The 15784-nt window shown below is 60.5% G+C and carries 14 protein-coding genes; 9 read left to right on the forward strand and 5 right to left on the reverse strand.

Annotation, left to right across the window (positions count from 1 at the left end; all coding sequences use genetic code 11):
- Window positions 1-100: 100 nt before the first annotated feature.
- Entirely contained in the window at window positions 101-2050 is a 1950-nt protein-coding gene (locus tag JFT58_RS04055; protein WP_054897471.1) for a hypothetical protein, read from the reverse strand.
- A gap of 248 nt (window positions 2051-2298) precedes the next feature.
- On the opposite strand from JFT58_RS04055, the gene JFT58_RS04060 reads away from it, so the two are divergent.
- The 5 genes from JFT58_RS04060 to JFT58_RS04080 all read left to right on the forward strand — a co-directional run bounded on the left by JFT58_RS04060 (window position 2299) and on the right by JFT58_RS04080 (window position 7502).
- Window positions 2299-3378: a LacI family DNA-binding transcriptional regulator gene (locus JFT58_RS04060; protein WP_274129321.1), complete on the forward strand. Its 1080-nt coding sequence runs from the start codon at window positions 2299-2301 to the stop codon at window positions 3376-3378.
- A gap of 95 nt (window positions 3379-3473) precedes the next feature.
- Window positions 3474-4256, forward strand: a complete 783-nt coding sequence (locus JFT58_RS04065) for a sugar phosphate isomerase/epimerase family protein (RefSeq protein WP_054897472.1) — start codon at window positions 3474-3476, stop codon at window positions 4254-4256.
- The gene (locus JFT58_RS04070) at window positions 4249-5190 is read left to right on the forward strand and encodes a sugar kinase (protein ID WP_054897473.1); all 942 of its coding nucleotides are present in this window, start codon (window positions 4249-4251) and stop codon (window positions 5188-5190) included. The genes JFT58_RS04065 and JFT58_RS04070 overlap by 8 nt, the downstream gene beginning before the upstream one ends.
- A gap of 45 nt (window positions 5191-5235) precedes the next feature.
- Window positions 5236-6528, forward strand: a complete 1293-nt coding sequence (locus tag JFT58_RS04075; RefSeq protein ID WP_054897474.1) for an MFS transporter — start codon at window positions 5236-5238, stop codon at window positions 6526-6528.
- Window positions 6525-7502: a 2-hydroxyacid dehydrogenase gene (locus JFT58_RS04080; RefSeq protein ID WP_054897475.1), complete on the forward strand. Its 978-nt coding sequence runs from the start codon at window positions 6525-6527 to the stop codon at window positions 7500-7502. Before JFT58_RS04075 ends, JFT58_RS04080 begins: the two co-directional genes overlap by 4 nt.
- A 534-nt stretch (window positions 7503-8036) precedes the next feature.
- Here JFT58_RS04080 and JFT58_RS04085 read toward each other — a convergent pair.
- The gene (locus tag JFT58_RS04085; protein WP_020301098.1) at window positions 8037-9662 is read right to left on the reverse strand and encodes a methyl-accepting chemotaxis protein; all 1626 of its coding nucleotides are present in this window, start codon (window positions 9660-9662) and stop codon (window positions 8037-8039) included.
- 233 nt (window positions 9663-9895) lie between these two features.
- Here JFT58_RS04085 and JFT58_RS04090 point away from each other — a divergent pair, with 233 nt between their 5' ends.
- Together JFT58_RS04090 and JFT58_RS04095 are read left to right on the forward strand one after the other, a co-directional pair.
- On the forward strand, window positions 9896-11326 hold the full coding sequence (locus JFT58_RS04090; protein ID WP_054897476.1) for a nucleobase:cation symporter-2 family protein: 1431 nt from the start codon (window positions 9896-9898) through the stop codon (window positions 11324-11326).
- Window positions 11327-11338: 12 nt separating this feature from the next.
- Entirely contained in the window at window positions 11339-11800 is a 462-nt protein-coding gene (locus tag JFT58_RS04095) for an LEA type 2 family protein (RefSeq protein WP_003190908.1), read from the forward strand.
- A gap of 117 nt (window positions 11801-11917) precedes the next feature.
- Here the strand turns inward: JFT58_RS04095 and JFT58_RS04100 are convergent, their stop codons facing one another.
- Window positions 11918-12844: a carbon-nitrogen hydrolase family protein gene (locus JFT58_RS04100; RefSeq protein ID WP_054897477.1), complete on the reverse strand. Its 927-nt coding sequence runs from the start codon at window positions 12842-12844 to the stop codon at window positions 11918-11920.
- A 91-nt stretch (window positions 12845-12935) separates the two neighbouring features.
- Here JFT58_RS04100 and JFT58_RS04105 point away from each other — a divergent pair, with 91 nt between their 5' ends.
- Entirely contained in the window at window positions 12936-13856 is a 921-nt protein-coding gene (locus tag JFT58_RS04105; RefSeq protein WP_054897478.1) for a LysR family transcriptional regulator, read from the forward strand.
- On the opposite strand, the gene JFT58_RS04110 is transcribed toward JFT58_RS04105, so the two are convergent.
- Entirely contained in the window at window positions 13828-14082 is a 255-nt protein-coding gene (locus JFT58_RS04110) for a hypothetical protein (protein ID WP_003190904.1), read from the reverse strand. The two genes, JFT58_RS04105 and JFT58_RS04110, sit on opposite strands and share 29 nt — an antisense overlap.
- A gap of 164 nt (window positions 14083-14246) precedes the next feature.
- On the opposite strand from JFT58_RS04110, the gene JFT58_RS04115 reads away from it, so the two are divergent.
- Window positions 14247-14567 carry a DUF883 family protein gene (locus JFT58_RS04115; protein ID WP_019817806.1) on the forward strand — a complete coding sequence of 107 codons (321 nt, stop codon included), beginning with the start codon at window positions 14247-14249 and terminating at the stop codon, window positions 14565-14567.
- A 31-nt stretch (window positions 14568-14598) separates the two neighbouring features.
- Here the strand turns inward: JFT58_RS04115 and JFT58_RS04120 are convergent, their stop codons facing one another.
- The gene (locus JFT58_RS04120) at window positions 14599-15633 is read right to left on the reverse strand and encodes an Ldh family oxidoreductase (RefSeq protein WP_054897479.1); all 1035 of its coding nucleotides are present in this window, start codon (window positions 15631-15633) and stop codon (window positions 14599-14601) included.
- Window positions 15634-15784: the final 151 nt, after the last annotated feature.

Here is a 15784-nt window from a genome sequence, read left to right on the forward strand (position 1 = left end):
TTCGAAAAAAGACACGTTTCAAATAGAACAACTGTTGCGCTGCCACTGCCAAACGCTGCAACTTACATCGACGACCAACTACTCAAGTCGGCTTATACCTCTAGTCTTCAGGGCCATCACCATTCGGCCCGCAATAGATATTGCCCACTCTTTTACGATCAATTTTTGCATAGCGTAATCTTGAGGAACCTATCACTCTGTTTTTGCGCCACAACGTATAGATAACCGACACCGAACTTCCCGGGCTCTGGGGATCTGGTGACTTGATGGGTTTAATCTTCTCGTCATAGTTGCGTTGTTCGAAGGTATAACCTTTTTTCGCCTCTTCTTCAGTCAGCCGATGCGTCAGGGTATCCGCAGTTGATGTAATCGCCTGTCCCCCTCCCGCAAACTCTTCATAGCCCTGCCACTCCACGACAAGATCGTCATCTTTGCGAAAGACCGTTTCCGGAAGAATCTGGACAGGTATGTGATCCCACATAGCCGGGTTAGCGTCACAGCCTATAAACATATTGCTATTGGCACTTGGAAACTCAACACGCCTTAATACCTGTGGAGGTACAACATCGACCATGACTTCAGTAAAATTGGAAAGCTGCTCATTAACGCCGTTGAATGTCGAGTAGTACACTCGTAGTTTTTCATCATTCCCTGCATCGACAATCACCTGCCAGGGAATATCACTGAACGTCACGCGTACGCCTTCAGCATCGCCACTACCGGTATCCACAATATAACTTGCCACCGGCTTATCCATACTGGGGAAGCCCCCCCAGAACAACTCCAACACCTCACCATCACGAGGCTGGTGATAAAGCAGGACGCTGGCATATACGCGCTGATCCTTATCACGTATATCAATATGGTTGTCCGTCTTCGAGCCCTCGCCAAACACAGTCACTGTTGGCAAGTCGAGGTTAAGCAACGCGGGGGCGTTGATATGGTCTTGCCCTGCCACCCTGAAGTCCCAACGGATTAACGTAGGGGGGCTGGGCAACGTCGGCGTATTGCTGCCGTACCGTGTAATGGTGTAGGTGGCCGAACCTTCTGCAAACCCCATGCCCATCGCTATCAACTTCGACCACGGGATACCGGCGCCGAACGGCATCTCGGTAACCTCCTGCGCATCAAGCAGGGTACTGCCCCACCGAATGGTGACAAGATCGCGAGCATTCCAGTTGTCATACTGAACGTTGGCCACCACACCAATCCGTGCATCGTGCCGATTGATCAAGCCACTTGCCATGGCAGGGATGACAAGAGGTTTGAGGTCTGAGGGCGCTTCCTTTAATCGGACTTCAACGGGCGACTGGTCGGACCTGGGGCCTCGATTACCGGAGCGATCTTGAAGGCGCAGGTGAACGTATTGAGTTCCGTTGCGGTACAGGCGAAACAAATCCACAAGAATGGGAATAACAAGTGGGCTATTTTCGTCGGGAAACTCTACATAGCCACTCGGTGCACTATCAGGTGGAGGACTTTGGTCCGAAATATAATAATAAACCCTGTCATAAGCCCGCCGGCCGAGGTAAGCAGACAATACCAAATCGACTGTGCGATGCCGGGCCGCGTAGTCCTCATCTATCGTACCCACCGGGAAGGCCGGCGTTGGCGGCGTAACGTTATTGTTTGGCGGCGTCCGGTCAATTACCAGGGTACGGAAGTCCGAGGTTGTGGGTATACCGGTTTCGTCGGTGATCCGATAAGCCAGCCGGACGGTACCGTCATTTTCCAGATAGTCGCGCGGCACGGTGACGGAAAAAGGGAAAGGCTTGGTAATGGGGCCATCCCACCGCTCCTTGAAAGGAGGGACACCTTCGCCTCCGCTGCGTGACCAAACGATTTCGACAATATTGAATTCACCGGCCTGCGCAGCGTCATCCCACAGTTGCGGAATGCGCACAACAAGATCGGTATCAAGATATTGATGAGGTATATAACCCTCAGGAATCGGCGGATTAGCATCATCCAGGATGGGCACCTCTATATCGACCAATCGGAAAATGCCGTTGCGTGAAAGTCTACTTCCAGTGGTTTTTTGAGCGCTCATCAGACTCTCCCGTCAGACCGCTTGTACCTACACCCCAAAGGCGTGCCTGCGACCAATTAAACGCGCAATCTGCGGTATCGAATACTGTCAGAACTAACAGGTAGGCACTGCCATTCGTCGCTTGGTAGCTGATTCCACCCACATCGGATGCTTGACGAAACGGTTGACTTGAGGTTTCCTGAAACCGGTTTCAGCCTGGGTATTCCCGACTGAGGCCCAGAAAACTCCAATAAGAAAGGCCCGCGACCGTGACTCCTTTTTCCGCCGCCCAGCGCACCCGTGTCACCATGCTCGACGTCGCTCAACGCGCCGGCGTGTCCAAAGCCAGCGTGTCGCGTTTTATCGGCGATGACCGCGCCCTGCTCTCCGACGCGATCGCGCTGCGCATCGAGCAAGCCATCGAACAGCTTGGCTACCGCCCCAACCAGATGGCCCGTGGTTTGAAACGTGGCCGCACCCGCCTGATCGGCATGCTGGTGGCCGATATCCGCAACCCCTATTCCATTGCCGTGATGCACGGCGTCGAAACCGCCTGCCGTCAGCACGGCTACAGCCTGGTGGTGTGCAACACCGACCGTGATGACGAGCAAGAGCGCCAACACCTGGCGGCGCTGCGCTCGTACAACATCGAAGGCTTGATCGTGAACACCCTGGGCCATCACCTCGACCAACTGCTGGAGCTGCAACAGGAAATGCCCCTGGTGCTGGTGGACCGCAAGGTCGCGCCGCTGCACAGCGACCTGGTGGGCCTGGATAACCCGGCGGCGGTGCGCATGGCGGTGGGACACCTGGAGCTGCAGGGTTACCGCGACGTGCTGCTCGTAAGCGAGACCACCGACGGCACCAGTTCACGTTTGGAGCGCCTGGAGAGTTTCAATCACGAAATTGCCAAGCGCCCGGCGTTGACAGGCGCCGTGGTTGAACTGGATGGCAACCTGGAAAAGCGTCTGCAAGCCTTTCTCGCCAAACCCGGCCCCAAGGCACTGTTTTGCGCCAACGGCGTGGCCGCACTGGCCTGCACCCGGGTGCTCAAGGCGCTGGGCTGCGACCTGTTCGGCGAGGTGGGCTTGATCGCCCTGGATGACCTGGACTGGTACCCGCTGGTGGGCAACGGCATCACCGCCCTCGCCCAACCGACGCAAGCGATTGGCGCCAGCGCCTTCGACTGTTTGCTCAAGCGCCTGCGCGGCGATACCGCCCCCACCCGCACCCTGGATTTTTTACCCGAGCTGATTATCCGCGGCTCGACGCCCCCTTATGACCCTGGCTTTACTGTGGCGAGGGAGCTTGCTCCCGCTACGGTGCGAAGCGCCGCCAAGAGCCGGTGACTGCTGCGCAGTCAAACGGGAGCAAGCTCCCTCGCCACAAGCAGTCAGTGTGTTCTTGTCGATAAAAATGAAACCGGTTTCAGAGGTAAACAACAATGCATAAATACCCCGTCTCCATCAGCCTTTCCAGCTACGGCGCCGACCTGGTTCGCCAGCAGGGCCAATTGAGTTTTGTCGCATTGCTTAGCGCTGCCGGTGCCCAGCGCATTGAATGGCGTGAGGAGCTGCTGACCGACGAACACCCCGCCACCCTGGCCCAGGCCGCTGCCGCGCAAGGCCTGGACAGCGTGTTTTCCTCGCCCCTGGAACTCTGGGTCGCCGGCCGTGCCCAGCCCAATGCCGAGCTGGCCGCTACCCTGGACCGCGCCCAGGCCTTTGGCTCGGGTTGGCTGAAGGTGTCCCTCGGTTACTTCACCGACACAAACGACTTGGAAAGCCTGCACGCCCTGCTCAACCGCCACCCGGTCAAGCTGCTGGTGGAAAACGACCAGACCCTGCACGGCGGGCGCATTGAACCGATGCAACGGTTTTTCACTGAAGTCGAACGTCTCGGCCTGCCGGTGAAAATGACCTTCGACATCGGTAACTGGCAGTGGCAAGACCAGTCCGCGCTCACTGCTGCGCGGTTGCTGGGCCGGCATGTGGATTACCTGCACTGCAAGGCCGTGGCCCGTCGCGCCGATGGCAAGCTCGTCGCCTTGCCGCCGGGCGCCACCGACCTGCATCTGTGGGAACAACTGCTTAAACACATGACTCAAGGTATTACCCGGGCAGTGGAATTTCCGTTGCAGGGCGATGACCTGACCGAAGTCACCGCGCAACAGGTCGCGACCCTGGCCCGCCTTGGCCAACCCCATGTGGAGAACGCCCATGTCTGAGCTCGATATCCTGTCGTTTGGCGAAACCATGGCGATGTTTGTCGCCGAACAGACCGGCGACCTGGCGCAGGTCGGGCAGTTTCACAAACGCATTGCCGGCGCCGACAGCAACGTCGCCATCGGCCTGTCGCGCCTGGGGTTCAACGTGGCCTGGCTGAGCCGCGTGGGTAACGACTCCCTCGGGCGTTTTGTGGTCGATACCCTGACAAAAGAAGGACTCGATTGCCACCATGTGGCCGTCGACCCGCTGAACCCCACCGGCTTTCAACTCAAATCCCGGGAAGAGGCCGGCGCCGACCCTCAAGTGGAGTACTTTCGCAGAGGCTCGGCGGCCAGCCACTTGTCCATCGATGCCATCCATCCGACGCTGCTGCAAGCCCGCCATCTGCACGCCACCGGCATTCCGCCAGCGCTGTCCGATGCCACTCGCGCACTGTCGTTCGAGCTGATGACCCAAATGCGCAAGGCCGGACGCAGTGTGTCGTTCGACCCGAACCTGCGCCCGTCCCTGTGGGCCAGCCAGGCGCAGATGATCCGCGAAATCAATGCGCTGGCCGCTTTGGCCGACTGGGTCCTGCCGGGCCTGGGCGAAGGTCGCCTGCTGACCGGTTTTGACGACCCGGAAGACATCGCCGCGTTCTATCTCGACCAGGGCGCCGAAGCCGTGGCGATCAAGCTCGGCGCCGAGGGCGCCTATTACCGCACCCATATGGACCAGGGTTTTGTCGCCGCCGTACCGGTGGCCAAGGTCGTGGATACCGTGGGCGCCGGCGATGGCTTTGCCGTGGGCATGATCAGCGCCCTGCTGGAAAACTTGAGCTTCCCCGAGGCCGTACAGCGCGGTAACTGGATCGGCAGCCGCGCCGTGCAGAGCCGTGGCGATATGGAAGGTTTGCCGACCCGCGCTGAATTACCCACCCGATCCGTTGCGTGACCCATTACCTGTTGCCACAACTACAACAAGCTCAGGAGCAACCCCATGGAAACCGTGAAACTCGCCACCCGTCGCTGGTGGTACATCATGCCTATCGTGTTTATCACCTACAGCCTGGCCTACCTCGACCGCGCCAACTACGGCTTCGCCGCCGCGTCCGGCATGGCCGCAGACCTGATGATCACGCCAGGCATGTCTTCGCTGCTCGGTGCGCTGTTTTTCCTTGGCTACTTTTTCTTCCAGGTGCCGGGGGCGATCTACGCGCAAAAGCGCAGCGTCAAGAAACTGATCTTCGTCAGCCTGATCCTCTGGGGCGGCTTGGCGACGCTGACTGGCGTGGTGTCCAACGCCTACATGCTGATCGTCATCCGCTTCATGCTCGGGGTGGTCGAGGCCGCCGTGATGCCGGCCATGCTGGTGTACCTGTGCCACTGGTTCACCCGTGCCGAACGCTCACGGGCCAACACGTTCCTGATCCTCGGCAACCCGGTCACCATGCTGTGGATGTCGGTGGTGTCGGGCTACCTGGTGCAGCATTTCAGCTGGCGCTGGATGTTCATCATCGAGGGCCTGCCGGCGGTGTTGTGGGCGTTTATCTGGTGGAAGCTGGCCGATGAGCGCCCCAAGGATGCCAAGTGGCTGAGCGACGCCGAAAAGCACAGCCTGGAAACCGCCCTCGCCGCCGAGCAGGTGGGGATCAAGGCCGTGAAAAACTACGCCGAGGCGTTCCGTTCGCCCAAGGTGATCATTCTCGCGTTGCAGTTTTTCTGCTGGAGCATTGGCGTGTACGGCTTCGTGCTGTGGTTGCCATCAATCCTCAAGGCCGGTTTGCAGATGGACATGGTCGAAGCCGGCTGGCTCTCGGCCCTGCCCTATCTGGCGGCGGTGATTGGCATGCTCGTGGTGTCCTGGGGTTCGGACAAGCTGCAGAAACGTAAGCGTTTTGTCTGGCCGCCGCTATTGATTGCGTCGATTGCCTTCTACGCGTCCTACGTGCTGGGCGCCGAACACTTCTGGTGGTCCTACACCCTGCTGGTGATCGCCGGGGCCTGCATGTATGCACCCTACGGCCCGTTTTTCGCCATCGTCCCGGAAATCCTCCCGGCCAACGTCGCCGGTGGCGCCATGGCGCTGATCAACAGCATGGGCGCCCTGGGCTCGTTCGGTGGTTCGTACCTGGTGGGCTACCTCAACAGCAGCACCGGCTCGCCCGGCGCTTCGTACCTGCTGATGAGCGGAGCGCTGCTGCTTTCCGTGGTGCTGACGATTTTCCTCAAGCCCGGCGCCAGTGACCGCTCGCCGACGCCAACCCTGGAGTTGAAGGTAAAAACCTCATGAAAAAATCTGTCGTGCTGTACAAAAAACTGTCCACGCCGCTCATGGCTCGCCTGCACGAGCAGGTCGATGTCACGCTGATTGACGCTCTGGATGAAACCGGCCTGGCCAACCTGCGCGATGCCCTCCCTAACGCCCACGGCCTGCTGGGGGCAAGCCTGCGCCTGGATGCCCAGTTGCTCGACCTGGCACCCAAGCTGGAAGCAGTGGCCAGCGTCTCGGTGGGCGTCGACAACTACGATATCGATTACCTGACCCAACGCGGCATCCTGCTCAGCAACACCCCGGACGTGCTCACCGAAACCACCGCCGACACCGGCTTTGCACTGATCCTGGCTACCGCCCGGCGCGTGGTCGAGCTGGCCGACATGGTGCGCGCCGGCCAATGGAACAAAAACATCGGCCCGGCGCATTTTGGCAGCGATGTACATGGCAAGACCCTGGGCATTATCGGCATGGGCCGTATCGGCGAAGCCCTGGCCCAACGCGGGCATTGTGGCTTCGGCATGCCAGTGATCTACCACAGCCACTCGCCCAAGCCGGCGGTTGAAGCGCGCTTTGGCGCGCAGTACCGCAGCTTGCAGGACTTGCTCAAAGAGGCTGATTTTGTCTGCCTGACCCTGCCGTTGACCGCTGAGACCGAGAAGTTGATTGGCGCCGAGGAATTCGCGCTGATGGGGCCGGAGACGATTTTTATCAATATCTCCCGAGGCAAGGTAGTGGACGAGGCGGCACTGGTGCAGGCGTTGCAGCAACGCACTATCCGCGCGGCGGGGTTGGATGTGTTTGAGAAGGAGCCGCTGGATCACGCGTCGCCGTTGTTGCGGTTGAACAATGTGGTAGCTACGCCGCATATCGGTTCGGCCACCCATGAGACGCGGGAGGCGATGGCCAAGTGTGCGGTGGATAATCTTTTGGCGGCATTGGCTGGCGAAAAGCCGGTAAACCTGGTGAATCCAGGGGCATGGCGGCACTGACACAACACAAGAGCAAAGGTGGAAGCTGGCTTGCCTGCGATAGCCATAGGTATCTACACAACTCTGAAGCGATCGACGGTAACCACGATGCTAAGCGAGCCGCTCTTGATCTGGCTTTTGAACTGAAGCGCCCCGTCAAACCACGCTGGCCGAACGCAGGCGAGGTGCCGAGTGGTGGGGCGAAGGCCTTTTGGTTACTTTTGGGCCTTTCCAAAAGTGACCCGCTGTAAGAGCGGAACCATAGGTGGCCGTTACCGCAGGAACGGATATGTACGCGGTCAGATCCAACATCCTGGTCGGCTGTAAGGCTGCCATCGCAGGCAAGCCAGCTCCCACATTTGGATTGCGGCGCGTCAGTTAGATCAGCGTCGGCTGTCAGTCCGTCACGGGAGCAAGCGCCCTCGCCACAGGTCCAGCACCGGCCCAAGTTGTGTAGATCCCTATGCTGCGATAGCGGTAAGCCAACCCATGATGTGCCGACTGTAAGATTGCTATCGCAGGCAAGCCAGCTCCCACAGGGTGTTGTGGCAGCAGTTAGACGACGAACCTGGCCACCATCCCATTCAAATCCACCGCCAGCCTCGACAGTTCATGGCTGGCCGCGCTGGTCTGGTTGGCGCCCGCCGCCGACTGGGTGGCCAGGTCGCGGATGTTGACCAGGTTGCGGTCCACCTCGCGGGAGACCTGGGCCTGTTCTTCCGAAGCGCTGGCAATCACCAGGTTGCGTTCGTTGATCAGGCTGATAGACGCAGTGATCTGCTCCAGTGAGGCGCCGGCTGCACGTGCCATTTCCAGGGTGGTCTGGCTGCGCTGGTTGCTCTGTTGCATGGACTGCACCGCCTCCCCGGTACCGTTCTGGATGCCGGCGACCATTTTCTCGATTTCCTGGGTCGACTGCGCGGTGCGATGGGCCAGGGCGCGCACTTCATCGGCGACCACCGCAAATCCACGTCCGGCCTCGCCGGCACGGGCGGCTTCAATCGCTGCGTTGAGCGCCAGCAGGTTGGTTTGCTCGGCGATCGCGCGGATCACATCCAGCACCTTGCCGATATCCCGGCCCTGAGCGGCCAGGCCCTCGATCATCGCGGAGGTGTTCTGCACGTCCTGAGTCATGGTCTGGATCGCGCCGACGGTTTCCATCACCCGATCACGGCCTTCCCGCGCCGCCTGGTTGGACTGCCCGGACGCCTCGGAGGTGGAAACCGCGTTACGCGCCACCTCCTCCACTGCCGCCGTCATCTCATTGACGGCCGTGGCGGCCTGGTCGATTTCATTGTTCTGCTGTTGCAGGCCACGGGAGGCCTCCTCGGTGACCGCGCTCAATTCTTCTGCGGCCGAAGCCAGTTGCGTGGCCGAGCCGGCGATGTGCTGGATGGTCTGGCGCAGGCTGGCTTGCATGGTCGACAGCGCACTGAGCAACCGTGCCGGTTCGTCCTTGCCATCGTCCTCGATGGTTTTGCTCAGGTTGCCGGCGGCAATGGTTTCAGCCACTTCCACAGCCTTGCGCAACGGGGTCACGATACTGCGGGTCAGCAACCAGGCCAGCAGCACGGTGAGCAATGCCGCCACCACGGAGACCGCCACCACACCGGTGATCGCTCCTTCGTAGCTTTGCCCGGCATCCTCGTCGGCCTGCTTGGCGTCGGCCGCATTGATGGCGATCAGCTTGTTCAGTTGCTCGCCCATCTGGTCAGTGCCGTCCTTGATACGGCTGTTGATCAGGGCGCGCATCTCATCGACCTTGCCCTGCTTGGACAATGCCACCATCTCGGCCTGGGCTTTGAGGTAGTTGTCCAGGGTGACGCCGAAGGCTTTGTACAGCGCAGCCTCCTCCGCGCCTGCAGGCAGCGTGGCGTATTTGGCCTGGGCGGTCTTGACCTTGTCAGCCAGCACGCCAATGCGCGTCTCGGCTTCCTGCAGGGCGGCAGGCTCGCGGTTGACCAGCACGCGAAACGACAGGATGCGCATGCGCAGCACGTTTTCGGTGATGGTGCCCAGGTGAGTCATGCTGGGCAGCTGGTTCGCGCTCATGTCCTGGGAGGATTGGCGCATTTGCGTCATACGGTTGACCGCAAACACGCCCAACAGCACCACTAGAACCGCAATGAAGGCAAAACCGATAAACGCGCGAGGGGCAATATTCAGGTGACGGAGGGACATAGGGCTGCTCTCAGAAGTAGTGTTTGCGTGCATCCTTGCCGCGAAACGATCCGTCAGCGTCAACGCGCTGCCCAGACCTTGGTCACCACTGTTGTCGTTGTAGTGTGGGCCTATGCTTGATATCGGCTGGGCCACGGCTTTAGCGCAGGGTTTTTATAAATATTTTTTTACACTTCAGACGCCTGGCACTTTCTGGCATCCTGCGCCTCCATTTTCTGACCCGAGCCATCATTTTGTCTGACGCTCAAGCCCGCCGCCCGCGCTATAAATCCGACCTCATGTACGGCCTCGAAGACCGCCCGCACTTCACCGCCGCGATTTTTGCCGCGTTGCAGCATGTGTTGGCGAGTTTTGTCGGCATCATCACGCCCACCCTGATCGTCGGCGGCGTACTGGGGCTGGAAAGCGAAGTGCCGTACCTGGTGAGCATGGCGCTGTTTGTCTCGGGGCTTGGCACCTTTGTGCAGGCGCGCACTTTCGGGCCGGTGGGTTCGGGGCTGTTGTGCCTGCAAGGCACCAGTTTTTCCTTTATCAGCGTGATCTTGAGCGCTGGGTTCATGGTCAAGGCCCGGGGCGGCGGCACCGATGAAATCCTCTCGACGATCTTTGGCATCTGCTTTTTCGCGGCGTTTATCGAAGTGGTGCTCAGCCAGTTCATCGGCAAACTGCGTAAACTGATCACCCCGGTGGTGACCGGCACCATCATCACCTTGATGGGCTTGTCACTGATCAAGGTGGCAGTCACCGACATGGCTGGCGGCTATGGCGCCAGCGACTTGGGCGCCGCAGGCAACATGGGCCTGGCGGCCTTGGTGCTGCTGACCATCGTGGTACTCAACCGCTTCAACAACCCGTTCCTGCGCCTGGGTTCGATCGTGATCGGCCTGACCCTGGGCTTCGTAGTGGCGTGGCTGCTGGGCCGCGTCGACATGGCCGCCCTGCCCCAGGTGCCGCTGATCAGCGTGCCGGTGCCGTTCAAGTACGGTTTCTCGTTCGACTGGGTGGCGTTTATCCCGGTGGCGGTGATCTTCCTGATTTCGCCCCTGGAAGCCGCCGGCGACCTGACCGCCAACTCGATGATTTCCCAGCAACCGGTCAAGGGCCCGCTGTATATCAAACGCATCAAGTCCGGCCTGCTGGCCGACGGCCTCAACTCCGCGATGGCCGCCACCTTCAACAGCCTGCCGATGGTGACCTTTGCCCAGAACAACGGCGTGATCCAATTGACCGGCGTGGCCAGCCGCTACGTGGCGTACTTCATTGCTGGCCTGCTGGTGCTGCTGGGGTTGTTCCCGATGATCGGCGCGGTGCTGCAACTGATGCCCAAACCCGTACTCGGCGGTGCGACCCTGATCATGTTCGGCACCGTGGCCGTGGCCGGGATCAAGATCCTCGCCGAAGCGGGCCTGCATCGGCGTAATGTGCTGATCGTGGCAATTTCCCTAGGCATGGGCCTGGGCGTCGCCGCGGTGCCCGAAGTGCTGCGCGAGCTGCCCAAGGCGCTGCACAACATCTTCGAATCGCCGATCACCGTGGGTGCATTCTGTGCAATCCTGCTGAACATTTTCCTGCCCGAAGAGTTCATAGAGCTGGAAGAAGATGAATTCGAGCCGGAGTCCTCTACCCTCAAGGTCATGCAGGACCCGGACGTCACCCAAAAGTAGGAGCATTTCTTTATGCGCAAGCTCATGGTTCTATCGCTGTTGCTGCTGACCTTGAGCGCCTGTGCACTGTTTCCCAACCGCGACCCGGTGAACATCAATGTGGTGGGCATCGAGCCGCTGCAAAGCCAGGACCTGGAAGTGCGCTTTGCCGTGAAGCTGCGGGTGCAAAACCCCAATGAAGCGGCAATCGACTACAACGGCGTGGCCCTGGACCTGGAGGTCAATGGCCGGCCACTCGCTTCTGGCGTCAGCGATCAGGCTGGCAGCATCCCACGCTTTTCTGAAACCGTATTGATGGTGCCGGTCAGCGTTTCGGCGTTTTCGGTGTTGCGCCAGACCCTGGGCCTGAGCCAGACCCAAAGCCTGAACAACCTGCCCTACGTGCTGCGCGGCAAACTGGCGGGCGGACTGTTTGGCACCATGCGCTTTGTAGAGCGTGGCACCCTGGACTTGCCGAACACCGCCACCTGGTAAGTGGCTGAAAACCAAATGTGGGAGCTGGCTTGCCTGCGATGGCGGTGCGTCAGTTACAGAGGAATTGAATGACACGCCGCTATCGCAGGCAAGTCAGCTCCCACAGGTTGATTGCGTTCAGTCAGTGATATAGCGAACGCCTGGCTTGGCGCGCTCGTCCACCACTAATTCAAAAATATCCGGCCGGGCGTAATGCCCCACTACGTCGTAGTCGTAGCGGGCCCGCACCAACTGGTCAGTATCGATCTGCGCCGTCAACAACCCCGCCTCGCCCACTAACGGCCCCGCCAAAATATCGCCCATGGGCCCGACGATCACGCTGCCGCCGGCAATCAACGGACGGTCCACCGGCCAGTTGGCAACCGCCACACCCAAGGCCTCGGGCGATGCCTGCACCTGGCAGGCGCTGACCACAAAGCAACGCCCTTCATGGGCAATATGGCGCATGCTCACCTGCCACATTTCGCGCTCGTCCACGGTGGGTGCACACCACACCTGAACGCCCTTGGCATACATCGCGGTGCGCAGCAACGGCATCATGTTTTCCCAGCACACCGCGCCGCCGATACGCCCCACCGCGGTGTCGATCACCGGCAGGGTCGAGCCGTCGCCCTTGCCCCAGATAAGCCGCTCGGTGCCGGTCGGCATCAGCTTGCGGTGCTTGGCCACCAGGCCGTGCGAGGGTTCGAAATACAACACCGTGCAGTACAGCGTGCTGCCACTGCGTTCGATCACGCCCAGCACCAGGCTGGCACCGGTACGCGCCGACATCCCGGCCAGCGCCTCGGTTTCTGGCCCCGGCACGTCAATGGCATTGGCAAAATACCGTGCAAAGGCTTCCCGGCCCTCGGGCAGGCGATAGCCCAACTGCGTGCCAAAGCTTTCGCCCTTGGGATAGCCGCCCAGCAACGCCTCGGGCATGACCACCAAGTGCGCGCCACTGCGCTGGATTTGATCCTCATAGGCCAGGATCTGCGCCAGGGTTTCAGCCTTGCCGCCAGGCAAGGCGCCGATTTGCAGGGCTGCGACAGTCGATACGGGCATCAGGCTCACTCCGATAGATAGGGGTTGCCCATTCTCCGGCCAGACTCGATCATGAATAAAGCCCACCTCAGTGCTAAATGATATGAGCCAAATGAATATCGCCCAGGTTGACCTGAACCTGCTCAAAACCTTCGAAGCCCTGCACGACGAGTCCAGTGCCAGCCGTGCGGCGCTGCGTTTGGGCGTGACGCAGTCGGCGATCAGCGCGGGCTTGCGGCGTTTGCGCGAGCTGTATGGTGACCCTTTGTTCGTGCGCACCGGACGCGGCCTGGCGCCCACATTGCGTGCCAACCAGTTGAAACCGGTGATCAGTGAGGCATTGGATCGCTGCCGCCAGAGCCTGGCGATGATCAGCCCGCAAAACCTGCACTACGAGGGCCGCTCGGTGGTGCTGGGGCTGTCAGATGACTTCGAGATTGCCTATGGCCGAAGCCTGATGGAGGCCATCGCACTGCGCCTGCCCAAGCTACGGGTGATCTTTCGCCAGACCTACAGCCAGATCGTCGCCGCCGCCCTGCTCGACCGCACGCTGGACCTGGCCATTACCGCCGGCGGTTTTACCGAGCGCAGGCTGAGCCGACAGGTGCTGGGGGAAGGTGACTATCGTTGCCTGGTAGACCCCCATAGCCTGGCGCCGGGCGAGGAGACTATCGACCTGCAAGGGTTTGTCACACGGGAACATGTATTGGTGTCGTCAGGCGGGTTTATCGGCATTACCGATGAAGGCTTGGCGGCGCACGGGCTGCGCCGCCACGTGTGCGCGTCCACCAGCCACTTTGCCGCGTTGCCGTATCTGCTCAAAGGCAGCACCGCAGTAGCAACCATTCCCGGGCATGCGGCCCACGCCATTGCGCAAATGACCGGCCTGCGCGTGCTGCCCTGCCCGCTGGCGCTACCGCATTACCCGGTGGAGTTGGGCTGGCGCACCCAGGCTCAGTTGGACCCGTTGCTGCTCAAGGTGCGCGAAGCGATTGTGGCGTGCTTTACTTTGCCGCCGCCATCAGCTTGTTGACTTCACTGCGCACCATGTTGGAAAACTCCGGCGGCGACATGCCATCGAGTTCGGCACGTACCCATTCGGCCCACTTGCCCTTGCGTTTGGCGCGCTCACCGAACAAGCGCGCGGCTTCGCCTTTGGCCTTGCCCAGGTTGGTTTGCCACAGGTCGTAGAGGCGCGACTTTTCATCTTCCAGCTCGGCGCGTTCGGCGAGGGTCTTGTTGGCGAGATTGAAGCTCATGTTGAATTACCTGCTGCACAAATAGGTGACATCTTACACTGTAGGCCCAAAGTTCCCGATCCGGATTTTGCCTCGGATGAGCGCGCCGGCAAAAAAACTGCAACTTTTGCCACCGCCCGATACTCCATTGTTCACTGCCACATCCACCTGCAAGGAGTCACTCAATGGCCCGCAAAACCGCCGCCCAAGCTGTCGAAGATCAAATCAAGGACCAAGCGTTCAGCGAACTGAGCGCATTGATCGAAGAGTCGGACAAACTGCTTAAAAGCAGCGCATCCCTGGTGGGCGAGGAAGGTGAAACCCTGCGCGAGCAGGTTGCCATCAAACTCAAGCAAGCCCTGGAATCGGTGTCCAACGTGCGTGAACGCAGCAAGCCGGTTGTGGATGCCACCGAGACTTACATCGGTGGGCACCCATGGCAGACCGTGGCCATTTCCGCAGGCTTTGGCCTGGTGGTCGGCCTGTTGCTGGGTCGCCGTAACTGATCCATTTAGGCTGCGCATCGCGCAGCCTGTTTCACCCCGTCGCCAACGCCCTCAACTCGCGCAACGCCTGCGCGTCCAGTTCGATCCCGGTTTCCTGCGACTTCGCCCGCGTACGATGGCGTCGGTCCCCCGGCAATCGACGCAACCCCGCCGCATGCATCTGCCGCACCAGCTCCTGGCTGCGTTGGGCGAAGCTTTGCCCTGCGGTTTTACTCGGGTCGATCACGATCAGAAGCTGGCCTGTCCACGGCGTACGCGCGCCTGGGTGGTCCGTCCAATCGAATTCAAAAGAGAAGTTGCCGCCCGTCAACGCTGCCGCCAGCAACTCGACCATCATCGACAGTGCCGAACCCTTGTGCCCGCCAAATGGCAACAGTGCGCCGCCTTCCAGAATGGCTTTAGGGTCCTGGGTCGGCTGACCGAGGCTATCGACGCCCATGCCCGGTGGCAACCGCTCGCCTTTGCGTGCGGCGATTTGCACGTCGCCATGGGCCATGGCGCTGGTGGCCAGGTCAAACACAATCGGCGCACCGTCGGCCCGTGGTGCCGCAAACGCGATAGGGTTGGTGCCGAACAACGGGCGATCCGCGCCGTGGGGCACCACACAGGTCATGCTGTTGACCACGCTGAGTGCCACCAGCCCGTCCTCGGCAAACGGCTCGACGTCCGGCCACAGGGCTGCAAAGTGATGGGAGTTATGGATCGCCAGCAACGCGATGCCGGCGCTGCGTGCCTTCTCCACCAGCAACGGGCGCGCCGCTGCCAGGGCCGGCTGGGCAAAACCATTGCCCGCGTCGACGCGCACAAAGCCTGAGGCCACATCGGTCACGCTGGGGACGGCGGTGCCGTTGACCCATCCACTGGCCAGCGTCGAAAGGTAACCGGGGATGCGAAAAATACCGTGACTGTGGGCACCGTCACGCTCGGCACTTGCGCAGTTGTGCGCAAGAATCGCAGCAACCTGCGGCGATGTGCCGTGCCGGACGAAGACCTGTTGAAGTAACTCCACCAGTTCAGCAAAGCGGATCGAGGCACAAGCGGTGGCAACTGTCGACTGCGCAGACATTTGAAGCTCCGTTTTTATGATTGGAAGGGGCAACGAATGGGACATCCAGACCCTCGATTAAACACCACGCACGCTCTGCGTTGTCAACGTGCGCAGCGCTGAATATTTACCGCCTTGCACCACGGGCGCCTGCCTACCCTGTGCTTTTCCT

Origin of the sequence: Pseudomonas sp. MF6767 (genome assembly GCF_016405475.1) — a bacterium.
Classification (GTDB): domain Bacteria; phylum Pseudomonadota; class Gammaproteobacteria; order Pseudomonadales; family Pseudomonadaceae; genus Aquipseudomonas; species Aquipseudomonas paracarnis.

What these genes read in the sequence shown, in the direction of transcription:
- JFT58_RS04055 (WP_054897471.1), bottom strand. Translation starts at nt 2,050, where the DNA reads ATGAGCGCTCAAAAAACCACTGGAAGTAGACTTTCACGCAACGGCATT.
- JFT58_RS04065 (WP_054897472.1), top strand. Translation starts at nt 3,474, where the DNA reads ATGCATAAATACCCCGTCTCCATCAGCCTTTCCAGCTACGGCGCCGAC.
- JFT58_RS04070 (WP_054897473.1), top strand. Translation starts at nt 4,249, where the DNA reads ATGTCTGAGCTCGATATCCTGTCGTTTGGCGAAACCATGGCGATGTTT.
- JFT58_RS04075 (WP_054897474.1), top strand. Translation starts at nt 5,236, where the DNA reads ATGGAAACCGTGAAACTCGCCACCCGTCGCTGGTGGTACATCATGCCT.
- JFT58_RS04080 (WP_054897475.1), top strand. Translation starts at nt 6,525, where the DNA reads ATGAAAAAATCTGTCGTGCTGTACAAAAAACTGTCCACGCCGCTCATG.
- JFT58_RS04085 (WP_020301098.1), bottom strand. Translation starts at nt 9,662, where the DNA reads ATGTCCCTCCGTCACCTGAATATTGCCCCTCGCGCGTTTATCGGTTTT.
- JFT58_RS04095 (WP_003190908.1), top strand. Translation starts at nt 11,339, where the DNA reads ATGCGCAAGCTCATGGTTCTATCGCTGTTGCTGCTGACCTTGAGCGCC.
- JFT58_RS04100 (WP_054897477.1), bottom strand. Translation starts at nt 12,844, where the DNA reads ATGCCCGTATCGACTGTCGCAGCCCTGCAAATCGGCGCCTTGCCTGGC.
- JFT58_RS04105 (WP_054897478.1), top strand. Translation starts at nt 12,936, where the DNA reads ATGAATATCGCCCAGGTTGACCTGAACCTGCTCAAAACCTTCGAAGCC.
- JFT58_RS04110 (WP_003190904.1), bottom strand. Translation starts at nt 14,082, where the DNA reads ATGAGCTTCAATCTCGCCAACAAGACCCTCGCCGAACGCGCCGAGCTG.
- JFT58_RS04115 (WP_019817806.1), top strand. Translation starts at nt 14,247, where the DNA reads ATGGCCCGCAAAACCGCCGCCCAAGCTGTCGAAGATCAAATCAAGGAC.
- JFT58_RS04120 (WP_054897479.1), bottom strand. Translation starts at nt 15,633, where the DNA reads ATGTCTGCGCAGTCGACAGTTGCCACCGCTTGTGCCTCGATCCGCTTT.